Consider the following 16206-nt stretch of genomic DNA (forward strand, 5'->3'; position numbering starts at 1 on the left):
AAACAGTGTCTACAAAGAGGATGCTTTAGAAAGCGAAAGTGATTTAACCAATTTGTTTGAAGTAGTAGGTAAATACAAAGGGAGTGATGGTCTACCGGCAAAAATTACCGCCAATTGCATTATGGCAAATCCGGATTTTCAAAAAATAAAAGCCTCCAATTATCAGGAGTTTCATTACGAAAAAGTAACGGAAACGATTAAACGATATTCCAATCATGCCCAAACGGTTGCACTTTGGAAAAAAGGTCAAGCGACAGGTGTGTTCCAACCGCAATTTCACGGCCGCGAGCACTTGAATTACAAACGCTGGTTAAAGGTACTGCAAAATCAAAACGAAGCCGCATTGTTTTGTTTTGACAGGGAAGCCACCTATTCGGGAGTAGCCGATTACAGTTTTATGGAAGCCTATGATTGGGACAGTCCGGAAGATATTCCTGAACAACAGCAAGTTATTGCGGAAGGTTTGCAACTGTTTCGAGAACTGTTTGGCCAACCTTCAAAATCGTTTATTGCTCCGTGCTACAATTGGGACCCTGCTATTGAACAAACCCTAGCAGAAGCCGGAGTACAATGGATACAAGGGATTCCGTCGCAGTTAGTTCCTACGGGTGTGTTTGACCAATATAAAAAAGTACCGCACTATTTCGGAGAAACCAATGCATTAGGCTTGAAGTACAATAGTAGAAATTGTGTGTTTGAGCCGTCAATGCAGCCCAATCGAGATTGGGTAAACAGTTGTATGGCACAAATAGCGAGTGCTTTTCAATGGCAGAAACCTGCTGTAATTTGCTCCCATCGAATCAATTATATTGGGTATATCGATGCTAAAAATAGCGAACGGGGATTGAAAGACCTCGATTTTCTATTAAAAAGTATTGTAAAAAAATGGCCGGATGTAGTATTTATTTCAACTGATCAATTAGCGGATTATCTATGATAAAAATAGGATTTACAGGCGATTTTTGTCCCTGGATGCGAGTGGAAGACCAACTGAAAACAGCAGATAATGAATCGCTGTTTGGCACTGTCCGGCCATTCTTTGCTGCAAATGATTTAAACGTGCTCGATTTGGAATGTCCGTTGACTACGGCACAAACCGCCATTGCCAAAACCGGTCCGCATATCAAAGCAGCACCGGCAACTGCAGCGATATTGCAGTACTTGAATTGCAAAGTAGTAGCTACCGCCAACAACCATTTTAAAGATTACGATTGGGCTGGCATGCAGGAAACTTATGAAACTTTGCAAAAACATCAGATACAATGGTTGGGCAGTGGTCAAAACTTTGAAGAAGCATCGCAAACATTTTATTATAAAAAAGACGACCTAACTGTTGCATTGATTAATGTAGCGGAAAATGAATGGACAACTACTTTTGATACAACTCCGGGATGTCATCCAATAGATTTAGTGAATGTCTTTAATCAGATTCAGGAGGCAAAGAAAAAATCCGATTGTATCATCATTATCGCACATGGCGGACACGAACATTATGAATTGCCGAGTCCGCGGATGAAAAAATGGTATCGTTTTTTTGTGGATGCAGGTGCCAACGCAGTAATCGGACATCATACGCACATTATTTCGGGATATGAAGTTTATCAAGAGGCACCCATTTTTTACAGTTTGGGTAATTTTTGTTTCGATTGGCCGGGTTTGCGTAATAAACCGTGGAACAATGGAATGATGGTTCGATTGCAAATTGAAAAGCACCAACCCATCACTTTTGAACTGGAATATTTTAATCAAAACAATGAACAACCCGGGGTGTTTTTACTTTCGGATGAAGAAAAAAGTACAGCAATGCAAAGTGTAGACCAATTGAACGGTATTATCGCTGATGATTTGCTTCTGGAACAACGATTCGCTAACTATGTTGCTTCATGGAAACCGGTAATGGATACTTGGATACAACCCTATCAGGGGAAATATTTACCGAGTTTATTCAAAAGAGGACTTTTGCCACAACTAATTACTAAAAAGAAAAAATTACTGTATACTAATTTAATCCGTTGTGAGGCACATCGCGATATTTTAATCAATACAATCAACCCCACCAAATAAGTATGTGCGGATTTACCGGCTATTACCATTTAAACAATACCCGCGAAAAAAGTACGCAGACGATTTGTCAAATGCTTTTATTGCAAAAACACCGCGGTCCGGATGATTCAGGTATCGTTGGTGTCGACACAAAAGAGCGAAACTACGAAGAATCTGGAATTGAAAAAGAGTTGAATTTTCAATCTCCAAAAGACCTGCTATTCGGTTTCAATCGCCTTAGTATTTTGGATTTATCGGCCAATGGACATCAACCGATGATTAGTCCCGATCAAAAAGTGGTGCTAATGATGAATGGTGAAATATACAATGCATTTGATTTCAAAGCAGCATTAGAACAAAAAGGACATTCTTTTAAAAGCACCTCAGACACCGAGATTGTCCTGCACCTCTACATGGAATATGGCATGGAGCATATGCTTACGCTGTTAAACGGCATGTTTGCTGTGGCAATCTATGATTTCAATCTAGACACCTTATTCTTGGCAAGAGACCGATTTGGCATCAAACCACTGTACCTATTGCAAGAGGAAAACCGCATCGCCTTTGCTTCAGAGATGAAAAGTTTCAAAGCATTACCCGATTTTACATTCGAACCGGATTTCAGTAGTATGGATGAATTTCTGTTGTTTAGAAATGTGATCAATACGACTCTTTTTAAAAACATAATAAATTGCACCCCTGGAACTTTTGTACGCATAAAAGACGGAACAGTTAGCACACAAATCTTTTATGACATCAATGCAGAAGGAGAAGAAGAGATTACCGTTACTGAAACAAAAAAGGTACTTGAAAAGGCACTGCAAAAAAGCGTAACTTCTCAAATGATGAGTGATGTAAAAGTGGGTTGCCAATTATCGGGAGGAGTGGATTCTTCGTTGGTTACCTACTATGCTGCTCAACAGGTAGACCAAGGAAACTTGGAAACTATTTCCATTACGTTTAAAGACCCTGCATTTTCAGAAGAAAAATACATCGATTATGTTGCGGAAAAGTTGGCTCTAAAAGCTCACAAATATGAGATGGATGCCGACTATTACTTTGAAGTACTCGAAAAAGCCATTTGGCATTTTGAACATCCTTTGAATCACCCGAATACAATTGGGATTTATTTGTTAAGTCAGGAAGCCAAGAAGCACGTGACGGTACTTTTAAGCGGCGAAGGAGCGGATGAGTCCTTAGCCGGATACAGTCGTTTTATAAGAGCCCAAAAAGGTTCGCCTTTTAACAAACAATGGTTGGGGGGTTTAAAAAGAAACCTTAAACACCTAGGTAGTTATCTGCGTTATACGTTAGATGGTGACAAGCGGATGATTATGGAAACGGCATTTGGCAGTATTACTACGGCCCATGCCTTAAAAAAAGATTTTGATTTTTCAAAAGCAATTGCCCACCGCAACAGTACTTTTAAAAAACTAAAAGGTACTACCAATTTGCGTCAACGAAAATACGAATTATTGACCTACTTACCTGATTTGTTGATGCGGCAGGACAAAATGTCGATGGCACATTCCATCGAAAACCGCGTGCCCTTTTTAGATAATACAATGGTCACGACGGCTTTAAATACTGCTGGTGAGGCATTAATTGCTCTACATAACAATAAATTAGAAGGGAAAAAAGTTCTGAAAGATATTTGTGCGGATAAGTTTGAAGAAAAATTCGCCTACCGTGATAAAATGGGTTTTGGAATCCCACTGCGTTCTTTTTTGGCAACAAATGTTTTTCAAGATAAATGGCACAAGCAGATTGAGCCCGGTCTAATTAAGAGAAATCTCTTTCAACTGGACCAATTAAAAACCTGGGTACAAAACATCCCCACTGCCACCCCCGAGCAATTAGACGCGATTTGGTTAGTGATGGGGTTTGAGATTTGGGCACAAATGTATTTGGATTGAGGGGGTTAATAGGTTAGAGTTTAAGTGGTTAATCGTTTAAAAGTTTAATCGTTGTGTTACCAAATCATTAACAACTGTAAACGTCTTGTTTTTGATACAAGCCACGATAGGTTAGACTTAAACAAAATTTGGCAGCAAGTATTTTAAAGTCATCATTTTGGTTTTTTTTGTTCTAAAGAGAGGAAAAAAAAATATTGCTTCGAAAGACATCTAGCACAAATAGCAATTGAAAACCTAATAACTTTGCACGTCCTGATTTTGCCTCCCTTTAGGGACGGGGGCAAACAAAATCAGGCAAACCGTTCTTCCAAACAGATGAGCACTTTTAGAAATATAAAAGCCAAATAACAATGAACTTCCTGATTTTGCCTCCCTTTAGGGACGGGGGCAAACAAAATCAGGCAAACCGTTCTTCCAAACAGATTAGCACTTATAGTACTATGAAAACCAAATAACACTGAACTTCCTGATTTTGCCTCCATTTAGGGATAGGGGCAAAACAAAATCAGGCAAATTTCATAACTAAAAATAAAATTCAAAATCAACTACTTTTAATCAATTAAACAACTAACCCATTAACCAATTAATCCATTAACCGATTAACCAACCAACCCCCATGATCGCCATCCACAATAATAAAAGCAAACATTTATTTCAATACCTATGGATTGACTATTGCAATGCAAACAACATTCCCTACAAATTAGTGGACTGTTATTCGAATGATATTGTGGAAGAATTAAAGGGTTGCTCCGCGTTAATGTGGCATTACAACCAAGCGGGTTTCAAAGATATTGTCATGGCAAAGTCATTACTCTTTTCATTGGAGCAAAGCGGAATGAACGTTTTTCCGAATTTTAATACTGCTTGGCATTTTGATGACAAAGTAGGACAAAAGTACTTGTTGGAGGCATTGAAAATTAACTTGGTGAAGACTTGGGTTTTTTATGACAGAGAAACAGCAAAGCAGTGGATTGAGCAGACGTCGTTTCCCAAAGTATTCAAATTAAGGGGAGGAGCGGGTTCACAAAATGTCCGGCTCGTGCATTCCAAAAAGGAAGCAGATCTACTCGTTAAAAAGGCTTTTGGAAAAGGTTTTCCGGCCTATGACGGTTGGGGAAGCCTAAAAGAACGCATACGTAAATGGCGATTAGGGAAGGCGAATGCCAAAGAGGTAGTGAAAGGAATTGTACGTATGGTGCAACCCCCTCGCTACGCAAAAGTAATAGGAAGTGAAATGAATTATCTTTATTTTCAAGAATTTATACCTAATAATGATTCGGATATACGAATAGTCGTAATTGATGGAAAAGCATTTGGTATCAAACGTATGAACCGCGAAAATGATTTTCGGGCATCGGGTAGCGGCTTCATTCGCTATGAAAAAGAACAAATAGACGAGATTTTTGTCAAAGAAGCGTTTGCTATTCATAAAAAATTAAATGCCCAATGCATTGCGTATGATTTTGTGTACGACGCAGACAAAAAACCATTAGTAATTGAAATAAGTTTTGGCTTCGCCAATGCAGGTTATAATGATTGTGAAGGTTATTGGGATGAATTGTTGCAGTGGTATCCCGGAAAATTTAATCCGTATGGATGGATGGTGGAACTGATGAGAACTAATGCAAAATAAAAACATTTGTTTTGTCATACATTCCCTCCAAGCTGGTGGCATGGAGCGGGTCATGTCTGAATTGGTTAACTATTTTGCTGCCACAGAAAAATATACGGTGCATTTAGTTCTGTACGGAATAAAAAGAGAAGTGTTTTATGAAGTTTCTAAAAGAGTACTCATCCATAAACCATCTTTTGAATTCGACAATTCGAAGCGACTTTTTCACACAGTCAAAACAATTGCATTTTTAAGAAAAACAATTCGAGCAATCAACCCTATCAGTGTATTGTCCTTTGGCGAAACATGGAACAATATGGTGTTGTTGTCCCTGCTAGGCACAAAAATCCCTGTTTATGTTTCAGACAGGGCTCAACCCGATAAAAGTTTAGGTAAAGTGCATGATTTTTTACGAAGGAAGCTATATCCTCGGGCAAAAGGAGTTATCGTTCAAACCCAAAAAGGACTAGAGGTCTTTAAAATAATGTATACACATTCCCATTTTAAAGTAATTGGAAATCCAATCCGACCCATTGCTGACAGGCAATTAAAACGTGAAAAAGTCATTTTAATGGTAGGGAGATACATCAAAATAAAGCAACAAGATGTACTAATTAGAATTTTCGCAAATTTGAATGCAGAGGATTGGAAGTTAGTATTAGTTGGATATGATCATCTGAAGCAATCCAATCAAAAACAATGGGAAGAATTAGCTAAAAAATTGCAGGTGGAAGATCGTGTAGTATTCACAGGAAAACAAGAAGATGTAGAAAAGTACTATTTAACAAGTAGTATTTTTGCATTTACTTCTGCTTCAGAGGGATTTCCGAATGTTATAGGCGAGGCTATGGCTGCGTGCTTACCCGTAGTTGCCTATGACTGTGTGGCGGGACCAAGTGATTTGATTATTTCCGGCGAAACGGGTTATTTAGTACCGCTCAATGATGAGATTCAATTTACTCAAAAACTTCAATATTTGATAGATTTTCCAGCTAAGAGAGAAAAAATGGGTTGGAAGGGAAATGAATTTATTTCAACATTCGAGTTAATAGATATTTGCGAACAATTTGAACAGTTTATTGTACCTAATACAGAAAGATAAAAATGAAAATACTTATTATAGGGTCCAAAGGTTTTATCGGAACGCATGCTACTCAATTTTTCAAAAAACGCAATTATGACGTAATTGGTTGCGATGTGGTAACCGAATACAATGATAAAAATTACTTTCAAATAGACGCAACCAACTCCAGCTATCATTCGCTTTTTGAAAACAATCAAGTAGATGTTTGTATCAATTGTTCCGGTGCGGCTAGTGTTCCGTTGTCAATCAAGTTTCCGCTGAAAGACTTTACACTAAATACGCTCAATGTTTTTAAAATCCTAGAGGCAATCCGAACAAATCAGACCAACTGCAAGTTTATTAACCTGTCGAGTGCAGCTGTTTATGGCAATCCTGCAAGTTTGCCGATTCTTGAAAAAGCTGATTTGAATCCTTTGTCACCCTATGGTTTACACAAATTACAAGCGGAACAAATTTGCAAAGAGTTTTATGAGTATTATCAATTGAAAACTTGTTCTGTAAGAATTTTTTCAGCGTACGGGAATGGATTAAAAAAGCAATTGCTTTGGGATTTGTTCAACAAATTTAAAACACAACCAATTGTTGAATTGTTTGGAACGGGGCAGGAAACAAGAGATTTTATTCATATAGAAGACGTTTTACAAGCATTAGATTTAATTTTAAAAAAGGCATCTTTCGCTGGGGAACCAATAAATCTGGCAAATGGTGCAGCCTATTCTATTGCCTATATTGCCGAATTATATAAAAAGTACTTGGGAAGTTCAAAAGAAATCGTTTTTAATCAACAACTCAAAGAAGGAGATCCTTTGCATTGGAGGGCAAGTATTATTCAAATAGAATCGATGGGTTATGTGAAAAGTAAAACAATAGAAGAGGGGATAAAAGAATACATTAATTGGGCTGCCGAACTAGATATTGATTAATTCGTTAGATGGAAGAAAAGGGTAGATTTAGATTAGGAATCCTGTTTAATTTTAATCCCAAATGGATGGGCGGGGTGATTTATAATTTAAATATTGTAAAGACACTAGGGTTTTTAAACGATGAAGACAAGCCTTTAATTTTATTAGTTTACAATCCCCAATTAAAAAAGTACATCGACGAAATTGACTACCCATACATGGAAAAAGTAGCTCATGATTTTCCATCTATTTATAAGGGATATATGCAGTCTTTTTTAAAAAATGAAAATGTTTTTGTACATGAGTTGGTTGTAAGTCATCAATTGGATGCCATTTTCCCCATGCATGATTATCCCGTGAAAAGCAAGCTGGATGCGAAGCTGGTGTCGTGGTATGCCGATTTACAACACTTTTATTATCCGCAATTCTTTACCAAAAGAAAACGAATTGAACGAAACGAACGTATCAAATTGATTTTAAAAAACTCCAAAGACCTTGTAGTATCCAGTCAGGCCGTAAAAGATGATTTTTTGAAGTTCTTTAAAATTCCGGCCTCTCTTAGGATACACATCTACCACTTTGTTTCGATTATTGAGGGATTACCCGAAGTATCGTATGAAGCGATACGAGATCAATATAAACTGGAAGATCATTACTATATGATTAGTAATCAGTTTCATAAACACAAGAACCATAAGGTTGCTTTTGAAGCTGTTGCTGAACTAAAGAAAAAAGGAATAAACATTTGTTTGGCAATTACCGGTCGTTTTCCGGAGCAACCGGATTCACCTTATTTACAAGAATTACATGACATCATCAACGCCAATGATTTAAAAGATTCCATTCGCTTTTTGGGATTAATTCCGCGAGGCGATCAATTGTTGTTGATGAAACATGCCAAAGCAATCCTTCAACCCAGTTTGTTTGAGGGGTGGAGCACGGTGATTGAAGATGCAAAATCGTTACAAGCCCCCGTCATTGCCGCTAATTTAGCAGTGAATATCGAACAATTACAAGAAACAGGAACCTATTTTGAACCCCACAATGTGAAGCAATTAACGGAGATTTTAGAATCTTATCCCAATAGAGATTTTTCTAAACAGATTTATGAATCGTATGATAGTCGCATGAACGCGGCAGCGTATGAATTAGTCAGTATTTTTAAGGGATAATTGGTTAATCGGTTAGTATTTAATCGTTTAGATTTAACCAACAAATCAATTGAAAACAGCATATCCATAACCCTCCTGATTTTGCCTTCCGCCGCGGCGGATTGGGGCAAAACAAAATCAGGTAAAAACAATCAAGAAGTTCAGATAGAAGAAAAATAATCGGAAGAGAAAAAGGTTTAACCTTTTAACCAATTCACTCCAACCAATCTCAGCACCTTAGTACCTTAGCACCTCAGTACCTTAAAGAAAAAAAATGAACAAAAAAATATACATCCCCGGACACAAAGGAATGGTAGGAACTGCAATATGGAACGCCTTGAAAAGCAAAGGGTATGAAAATCTGATTGGAAAAACCAGCAAAGAACTAGATTTGAGAAATCAGACGGCCGTTCAGGATTTTTTTGCTACAGAAAAACCAGATGTAGTTATAGACGCTGCTGCACGAGTTGGCGGAATAATGGCCAACAATAATTATCCATTTACTTTTTTAATGGAAAACATGCAGATTCAAAACAATCTTATTGATGCCTCCTTGCATCAAGAGGTTGACCAATTTATTTTCTTGGGAAGTTCGTGCATCTATCCAAAATTGGCACCACAGCCATTAAAAGAAGAATGCTTGCTAACTTCCTCTTTGGAGCCCACCAATGAATGGTATGCCATTGCTAAAATTTCGGGATTGAAAGCCTGTGAGGCAATTCGCAAACAATATGGAAAAAATTTTGTGAGCCTAATGCCAACAAATTTATACGGTCCTAACGACAATTTTGATTTGCAGACTTCACACGTATTGCCGGCTATGATACGAAAATTTCACGAAGCAAAAACCAATAAAAATGAACCAGTAACTCTTTGGGGTTCGGGCACCCCGATGCGGGAGTTTTTACACGTGAACGATTTAGCAGCTGCGGTTGTTTTTGCTTTAGAAAATCCTTTAGAGGAGCACTTATACAATATTGGAACCGGGGTTGATTTAACCATCAAATCATTGGCAGAATTGATTCAGAAGACAGTTGGACACACCGGACCTATTATTTGGGATACATCAAAACCGGACGGAACTCCAAGAAAATTAATGGATGTTTCCAAAATGGCCAATCAAGGCTGGAAATCAAAAATCACTTTGGAAGACGGAATTAAATCAACTTATCAGTGGTTTCTGGAACACGAACATTCGTTTAAGGAAGTGAAGATGAAGGGTTAAATGGTTAACTGTTTAATCGCTTAATCGTTTAACCCCATAACCAATTAACCTCTAACCGATTAATCCATAATCGATTAATCCATAATCGATTAACCGCTAACCGAATAACCCCTAACCGATTAAACGAATAACCCCATAACCAATTAATCCAAAACAATAATAAATAATCCACAATAAAATGAGCACATCTCAAAAAACAGCACTTATAACCGGAATCACCGGACAAGACGGAGCCTACTTAGCAGAATTATTGCTTGAAAAAGGCTATATGGTTCACGGAATCAAAAGACGTTCCTCGCTTTTCAATACAGACAGAATCGACCATTTATATCAAGATCCGCATGCGAAAGGAATACGCTTGAAACTACATTATGGCGACATGACCGATTCGATGAACATCACGCGAATTATCCAAGAAACGCAACCGGATGAAATTTATAATTTAGCCGCAATGTCGCATGTAAAAGTAAGTTTTGATATACCGGAATATACAGCCAATGCCGACGGAATAGGAACTTTACGTATTTTGGAAGCTGTACGTTTATTAGGAATGGAAAAGAAAACCAAAATCTACCAAGCATCTACGTCGGAGCTGTACGGTTTGGTGCAAGCCGTTCCACAAAGTGAAACCACACCTTTTTATCCCCGTTCCCCCTATGCAGTTGCAAAAATGTATGCGTATTGGATTACAGTTAACTACAGAGAAGCCTATAACATGTATGCTTGTAATGGGATTTTGTTCAACCACGAGTCACCATTGCGTGGAGAAACATTTGTAACCCGAAAAATTACCCGAGCCGCAGCTAAAATAGCTTTAGGTCTTCAAAACGATTTGTATATGGGGAATTTGGATGCTCAACGAGATTGGGGGCATGCAAAGGATTACGTGGAAGCAATGTGGCGTATTTTACAACAGGACAAACCGGAAGATTACGTGATTGCGACAGGTGTAACCACTCGCGTGCGAGAATTTATTAAAATTGCGTTTGCCGAGGTGGGTTTGCAGTTGCGTTTTGAAGGAGAAGGAGTAGCAGAAGTTGGTATTTTAGAGCGTATTAATGCAGTAGTGTTTAAGCAAGCAACAGGGAAAGAGGTAACTGCTATGAAACTGCCAATTGGTTGCAGTGTGGTAAAAGTAGATCCTATGTATTTCCGACCTACAGAAGTAGAATTGTTAATAGGCGACCCTACAAAGGCACAGACTCAATTGGGTTGGAAGCCAAAGTATGATCTGAAAGCCCTAGTTGCAGAAATGATGGCTGCAGATGTAAAATTATTTCAAAAGGACATCCATTTGACCGAAGGTGGACACACGATACTAAACCAAGTAGAGTAAATGATTTCAAAAAAGCAAGTTGTTTTTGTCAATCAGAGTGCAGGCTACTTAATGATTGATATAATTGCGGCTTTTGCAGAGGTTGCAGAGGAGCGGATTTTAATGACGGGGTATTTGAATCCTAGAAACAATGCGTTAGATGCAGTTGTTAAAGTTGAAAAACTAGCCTCCTATGACCGAAGTTCCTCATTTAGAAGGCTTACAACATGGGCGATGGCATTTGTAAAAACACTCTTTTTAATTAAGTTTAAATATCCCAAAGCCCATTTATTTTTGGTTTCAAACCCGCCCTTTAGTAGTTTGATTCCCTTATTTTGTAAAAACACTTATGATCTATTAGTTTATGATATTTATCCGGATGCCTTGGTGGAGTTTAAATATTTTAAAGAGAAGTCATGGATCATAAGGAAGTGGGAGCAGGCGAACAGAAAAGTATATTCGCAAGCTCACAATGTTTATACAATAACTGAGGGTATGAAAGCAAGATTGTCAAAATATATTGAAGCAGATGCAATTCGAGTGGTCCCGGTTTGGACCGACAATCATTTTTTGCAACCTATCATGAAAAAGCAGAATGTTTTTTTAAAAAAACACCATTTACAGGACAAGTTTATAGTAATGTATTCAGGGAATATGGGTAAATCACACCCTGTAGAAATATTGGTTGAACTTGCAAATCGGATGCAAGACATTATAAATTTGCATTTTTTGTTGATAGGAGGCGGAGATAAATACCGTGCTTTAGAACTAAGAATTTCAGAATTAAAATTAGAAAACATTAGTATAATGCCTTGGCAACCTACACAAGATTTGCCATTTACACTTTCAGCTGCTGATTTAGCTTTGGTAACTGTAGGCCGGGAAGCTTCCGATTTAAGTATACCAAGCAAAACCTATAATCTAATGTCGGCAGGAGTACCAATCATTTGTATAGCCCCGAAAAATTCAGCCTTAGCAAAATTGGTGCTTAATGAATCACTTGGAGAAGTGTTTGAAAGCAATCAAGTGGATCTTGTTGAAGATTTCATTAAAAAGCACCAATTACAACCACTATTGCTAGAGAAACTGGCGGAAAATGCACTCATAGCTTCTGAAAAATATTCAGTTGAAAACGCCAAGCAGTTTCTATAATTGTAACTTAGTATGTATAAACATTTTTTTAAAAGAGTAGTTGATTTTGTATTGGCTCTTTTTATTTTACTCATATTTTTGCCAATTTTATTAGTTATAATTGTTTTACTGGCAGCAGTTCAAAGTAGTAAAGTTGTCTTTATCCAAGACCGACCTGGAAAAAATGGAAAAACTTTTAAATTAATAAAGTTTAAAACCATGAATGATCAAAAAGACAAAAACGGAAAATTATTACCTGATAATTTACGCCTGACAAAAGTGGGAAAGTTCATCCGCTCAACCTCACTTGATGAACTCCCTCAGTTACTAAATGTTCTCAAAGGCGATATGAGTCTGATAGGACCACGCCCCCTGTTGGTTAAGTATTTGCCACTTTATACCAAGAAGCAAAGCAGACGTCATGAAGTAAAACCAGGCATTACCGGATGGGCTCAAGTGAATGGAAGGAATGCCATTTCGTGGGAACAAAAATTTGACTACGACGTGTGGTATGTTGACAATCTATCACTAACTTTAGATATAAAAATTATTTTTCTGACACTAATTAAAGTTTGTAAACGCGAAGGAATAAGTGGTGGAGGTCAGGCAACCATAGAAGCATTTAAAGGAAGTAATTACGAGGAATAAATAGTTTCGATTCAATTCTGCTACAGATAGTTAAGAGCAATATTTAATATAATAAGGTAAACAATGAAAATGATAATAATAATTGGTGCCGGAGGTCATGCTGCTGAATTAAGAGATTACATTAATCATCACAACAGTGCTCGTCCTGCCGATCGGATAACAGTAAAAGGGTTTATAGATGATGATGAAAAAAACTATCATCATTATGGTTTTTCCGAACCTTTTTTAGGTGCTATTAAAGAACATAAATACGACCCAAGCGTGCATTATTTGATGGGTATTGCAAATCTTGTGTACAGAAAAACAATCATCGAAGAATTTTTAGCTCAGGGGGCTGTTTTTACTGGATTAATCCATCCAACAGCAATCATATCACCATCATGCGAAATTGGAGAGGGAACTGTAGTCTCACATAATGCATCAATAGGGGCCAAAGCCAAAATCGGTCGATTTAATATGCTGAATTCCCGATGCACCATCGGTCACGATACACAAATGGGTGATTATAATTTTATCAGTCCACAAGTGGCAATTTCCGGCAATACAAAAATAGGAACAAACAACTTAATTGGAACAAACAGTTGCACGATTCCCGGTATGACTATAGGCGATAACAATAAAATTGCAGCAGGCATGACTATATATAAACCGGTAGGCGACAACGAAACAATAATGTTCAAACACCTGGAAAAAATTGTGATTAAAGATTCGGGTAATTTATAAAAAAAATCAGCCAAGAATACGAGTAGAATGAATAGACTTTTTTTTTAAGTTGGTAAGGTAGATATTTTGCCAGGAAAATTTAAAAAAATGGCAAAGGTAAACTTGGAAACTATATGAGAATTTCAGGTTTCTGATTGTCCGTAAGAACCCATAATTAATACTAATTTATTTACTCATGCTATCAACTTATTTTATCTCCTTGTAAATTTTGGAAGTGAACATTGCTACTATAAAAGTAATATGACAACAAACGGACTATCAGAATTTTTTTAATTGAAACGAGTCGCCGATTGCCTATTTTCATTTTGTCTAATAATTATTGGACTTATTCCTATGCTGGTGCTTGTGAGCATTCTTTCATTAATTTATGAGTCATCAGGTTTTTTCTCCCAAACCCGCATCGGCCAATTTGGTAAACCCTTTACCTTATACAAACTTCGTACCATGCATCCAAAAACGCAAAGCATTTCAATAGTAGGAGCCTGCCTCCGCAAATCCAAACTTGACGAATTGCCGCAACTTTGGAACATTTTGAAAGGCGATATGTCTTTCGTTGGTCCACGTCCCGACATTCCCGGTTATTACGACCAACTGCAAGGTGAGGCTCGAAAAATCCTCGAGCTCAAACCGGGACTCACCTGCGAAGCTAGCATCAAATATGCCAACGAAGAAGCACTCTTAGCACTTCAGCAAGACCCGCTCCACTACAACGACACTGTAATCTTCCCTGACAAAGTCCGCATGAACCTTCATTATTACTACAACCACACCTTTATCGGCGACCTCAAAATCCTCTGGAAAACTGTTTTTAGATAGTAAAAACTGTTATAAATAAAGTTCTTTGGAACGCAGGTTTTTTCCACCCGCCAACACGGGCTGGGGCAAGAAAAAATCAAAATCCTTTAGCCACACCTCAGCACCTCAGCACCTACAAAATCAAAAATATCCCCAAAACCATTCTTATAACTAAAATCTTACCGTATATTTGACAGATATTTGCGATTTTGTTATAAAAATATGTCCCAAACGAAGATATGGTTATCCTCACCCCATATGGGAGGAACGGAACAAAAATACGTTCAGGAAGCTTTCGATACCAACTGGGTGGCACCACTGGGGCCAAACGTACTGGGATTTGAACAAGCAATTGAAACCTATTTAGGCTCGGGAGTAAAAGTAGCAGCCTTGAGTTCCGGTACTGCAGCCTTGCATTTAGGACTTATTTTATTGAATGTGAAACCCGGCGATGAGGTTATTTGTCAAAGCATGACTTTTTCGGCGTCCGCCAACCCAATTGTATACTTGGGTGCAACTCCCATATTTATAGATAGCGAAGCATCCACATGGAATATGTGTCCAGATGCTTTGGAAGAGGCAATTAAGGACCGAATTCAAAAAGGAAAGAAACCTAAAGTAATCATAGCGGTGCACTTATACGGCATGCCTTATCAGGTGGATGCAATTCGCACAATTGCCAATCAGTACGAAATTCCCATTCTAGAAGACAGTGCAGAAGCATTAGGGAGTAGTTATAAAAATCAGAAATGCGGGACTTTTGGCGACATTAGTGTGCTATCGTTTAATGGAAATAAAATCATCACCACTTCCGGAGGAGGAGCTCTCGTTACCCAAAAGACTGAATGGAAAGAAAAAGCTGTTTATTTAGCCACACAAGCAAGAGATAATGCTCCGCATTATCAACATAGTGAAATTGGCTATAATTACCGAATGAGTAACATTTGTGCAGGCATTGGTAGAGGTCAAATGGAAGTGTTAAATGATCATGTGGATAGCAGAAGAAAAATGTACCAAACCTATACCGATTTTTTCAAACCTTTTTCTTTTGTAAAATTGCTGCAAGAGCCTTCAGTAGATTATCATTCCAATCATTGGTTAACTACAATCGTGATTGATCAAAATACAGAAAAGTTAACTAGGGAAGGTTTACGGTTGGCACTCGAAGAGCAACAAATTGAAAGCAGACCCTTGTGGAAACCTATGCATTTGCAACCCATTTTTCAAAATTATCCTTTTTACGGTTCTACGATAGCTGCAGATTTATTTGAAAAGGGGCTTTGTTTACCATCGGGGTCGAATCTAACAGAGGAAGATAAAAATCGTATAAAAAAAGGTGTTTTAAGTTATTTAAAATAGAGTGGTATAAAAAACGCAAAGAACCTATAAATGTAGATTTTTGTTATAGATAATTAAAGATTGAATAAAAATCAAGTAGGAAAAAATAAATGAAGAATTTCTCCTAGTTTGCATTTAGAATGATTTTAAAAAACAGGTTTTCTCTTAATTTTAAGTGTTATTGTCACTTTTTGGGACTCAAATAAGCAGCAGTTTATTGAAAAAATATAAATTTTATTAGTAAATTTACTAAAGTATAAATTGTTATAGGAGTAATAAGAAATTCTGTTTAGTAACAAGAATCATTTTTTTTGTTAAGA

General features: G+C 37.5%; 14 protein-coding genes. All 14 read left to right on the forward strand.

The genetic code is table 11. From position 1 onward, the window contains the following. A partial coding sequence (locus ACIQ2S_RS04760; RefSeq protein WP_396173355.1) for a hypothetical protein occupies positions 1–937 on the forward strand: 937 nt, incomplete at its 5' end. After that, complete coding sequence (locus ACIQ2S_RS04765) at positions 934–2064, forward strand: CapA family protein (RefSeq protein WP_396173359.1); 1131 nt, start codon at positions 934–936, stop codon at positions 2062–2064. The genes ACIQ2S_RS04760 and ACIQ2S_RS04765, both read left to right, overlap by 4 nt. Before the next feature lie 2 nt (positions 2065–2066). Continuing rightward, on the forward strand, positions 2067–3959 hold the full coding sequence (gene asnB, locus ACIQ2S_RS04770) for an asparagine synthase (glutamine-hydrolyzing) (protein WP_396173362.1): 1893 nt from the start codon (positions 2067–2069) through the stop codon (positions 3957–3959). A gap of 616 nt (positions 3960–4575) precedes the next feature. Then, the gene (locus ACIQ2S_RS04775; RefSeq protein ID WP_396173364.1) at positions 4576–5595 is read left to right on the forward strand and encodes a RimK family alpha-L-glutamate ligase; all 1020 of its coding nucleotides are present in this window, start codon (positions 4576–4578) and stop codon (positions 5593–5595) included. Continuing rightward, a complete protein-coding gene (locus ACIQ2S_RS04780; protein ID WP_396173366.1) occupies positions 5585–6676 on the forward strand; it encodes a glycosyltransferase in 1092 nt (363 codons plus the stop codon). The genes ACIQ2S_RS04775 and ACIQ2S_RS04780 overlap by 11 nt, the downstream gene beginning before the upstream one ends. 2 nt (positions 6677–6678) lie before the next feature. Continuing rightward, entirely contained in the window at positions 6679–7581 is a 903-nt protein-coding gene (locus tag ACIQ2S_RS04785; RefSeq protein WP_396173368.1) for an NAD-dependent epimerase/dehydratase family protein, read from the forward strand. An 8-nt stretch (positions 7582–7589) separates the two neighbouring features. Next, positions 7590–8732 (forward strand): glycosyltransferase family 4 protein, encoded by a 1143-nt coding sequence (locus tag ACIQ2S_RS04790; RefSeq protein WP_396173371.1) that lies wholly within the window; start codon positions 7590–7592, stop codon positions 8730–8732. Between the two features lie 253 nt (positions 8733–8985). Then, positions 8986–9936, forward strand: coding sequence for a GDP-L-fucose synthase family protein (locus tag ACIQ2S_RS04795; protein ID WP_396173373.1), 951 nt, complete (start codon positions 8986–8988; stop codon positions 9934–9936). 178 nt (positions 9937–10114) lie between these two features. Beyond that, the gene (gmd, locus tag ACIQ2S_RS04800; RefSeq protein WP_396173375.1) at positions 10115–11272 is read left to right on the forward strand and encodes a GDP-mannose 4,6-dehydratase; all 1158 of its coding nucleotides are present in this window, start codon (positions 10115–10117) and stop codon (positions 11270–11272) included. Continuing rightward, positions 11273–12403, forward strand: a complete 1131-nt coding sequence (locus tag ACIQ2S_RS04805; protein WP_396173377.1) for a glycosyltransferase family 4 protein — start codon at positions 11273–11275, stop codon at positions 12401–12403. 12 nt (positions 12404–12415) lie between these two features. Then, a complete protein-coding gene (locus ACIQ2S_RS04810; RefSeq protein ID WP_396173379.1) occupies positions 12416–13030 on the forward strand; it encodes a sugar transferase in 615 nt (204 codons plus the stop codon). A 69-nt stretch (positions 13031–13099) separates the two neighbouring features. Next, positions 13100–13753, forward strand: coding sequence for an acetyltransferase (locus ACIQ2S_RS04815; protein ID WP_396173381.1), 654 nt, complete (start codon positions 13100–13102; stop codon positions 13751–13753). Positions 13754–14026: 273 nt separating this feature from the next. Further along, positions 14027–14569 (forward strand): sugar transferase, encoded by a 543-nt coding sequence (locus ACIQ2S_RS04820; protein ID WP_396173383.1) that lies wholly within the window; start codon positions 14027–14029, stop codon positions 14567–14569. 201 nt (positions 14570–14770) lie between these two features. Further along, complete coding sequence (locus ACIQ2S_RS04825; protein WP_396173385.1) at positions 14771–15907, forward strand: DegT/DnrJ/EryC1/StrS family aminotransferase; 1137 nt, start codon at positions 14771–14773, stop codon at positions 15905–15907. Positions 15908–16206: the final 299 nt, after the last annotated feature.

Origin of the sequence: Flavobacterium sp., assembly GCF_044371705.1 — a bacterium.
GTDB lineage: Bacteria > Bacteroidota > Bacteroidia > Flavobacteriales > Flavobacteriaceae > Flavobacterium.

Coding starts and splice junctions, on each gene's coding strand:
- ACIQ2S_RS04765 (WP_396173359.1), top strand. CDS start 934: ATGATAAAAATAGGATTTACAGGCGATTTTTGTCCCTGGATGCGAGTG.
- asnB (WP_396173362.1), top strand. CDS start 2,067: ATGTGCGGATTTACCGGCTATTACCATTTAAACAATACCCGCGAAAAA.
- ACIQ2S_RS04775 (WP_396173364.1), top strand. CDS start 4,576: ATGATCGCCATCCACAATAATAAAAGCAAACATTTATTTCAATACCTA.
- ACIQ2S_RS04780 (WP_396173366.1), top strand. CDS start 5,585: ATGCAAAATAAAAACATTTGTTTTGTCATACATTCCCTCCAAGCTGGT.
- ACIQ2S_RS04785 (WP_396173368.1), top strand. CDS start 6,679: ATGAAAATACTTATTATAGGGTCCAAAGGTTTTATCGGAACGCATGCT.
- ACIQ2S_RS04790 (WP_396173371.1), top strand. CDS start 7,590: ATGGAAGAAAAGGGTAGATTTAGATTAGGAATCCTGTTTAATTTTAAT.
- ACIQ2S_RS04795 (WP_396173373.1), top strand. CDS start 8,986: ATGAACAAAAAAATATACATCCCCGGACACAAAGGAATGGTAGGAACT.
- gmd (WP_396173375.1), top strand. CDS start 10,115: ATGAGCACATCTCAAAAAACAGCACTTATAACCGGAATCACCGGACAA.
- ACIQ2S_RS04805 (WP_396173377.1), top strand. CDS start 11,273: ATGATTTCAAAAAAGCAAGTTGTTTTTGTCAATCAGAGTGCAGGCTAC.
- ACIQ2S_RS04810 (WP_396173379.1), top strand. CDS start 12,416: ATGTATAAACATTTTTTTAAAAGAGTAGTTGATTTTGTATTGGCTCTT.
- ACIQ2S_RS04815 (WP_396173381.1), top strand. CDS start 13,100: ATGATAATAATAATTGGTGCCGGAGGTCATGCTGCTGAATTAAGAGAT.
- ACIQ2S_RS04825 (WP_396173385.1), top strand. CDS start 14,771: ATGTCCCAAACGAAGATATGGTTATCCTCACCCCATATGGGAGGAACG.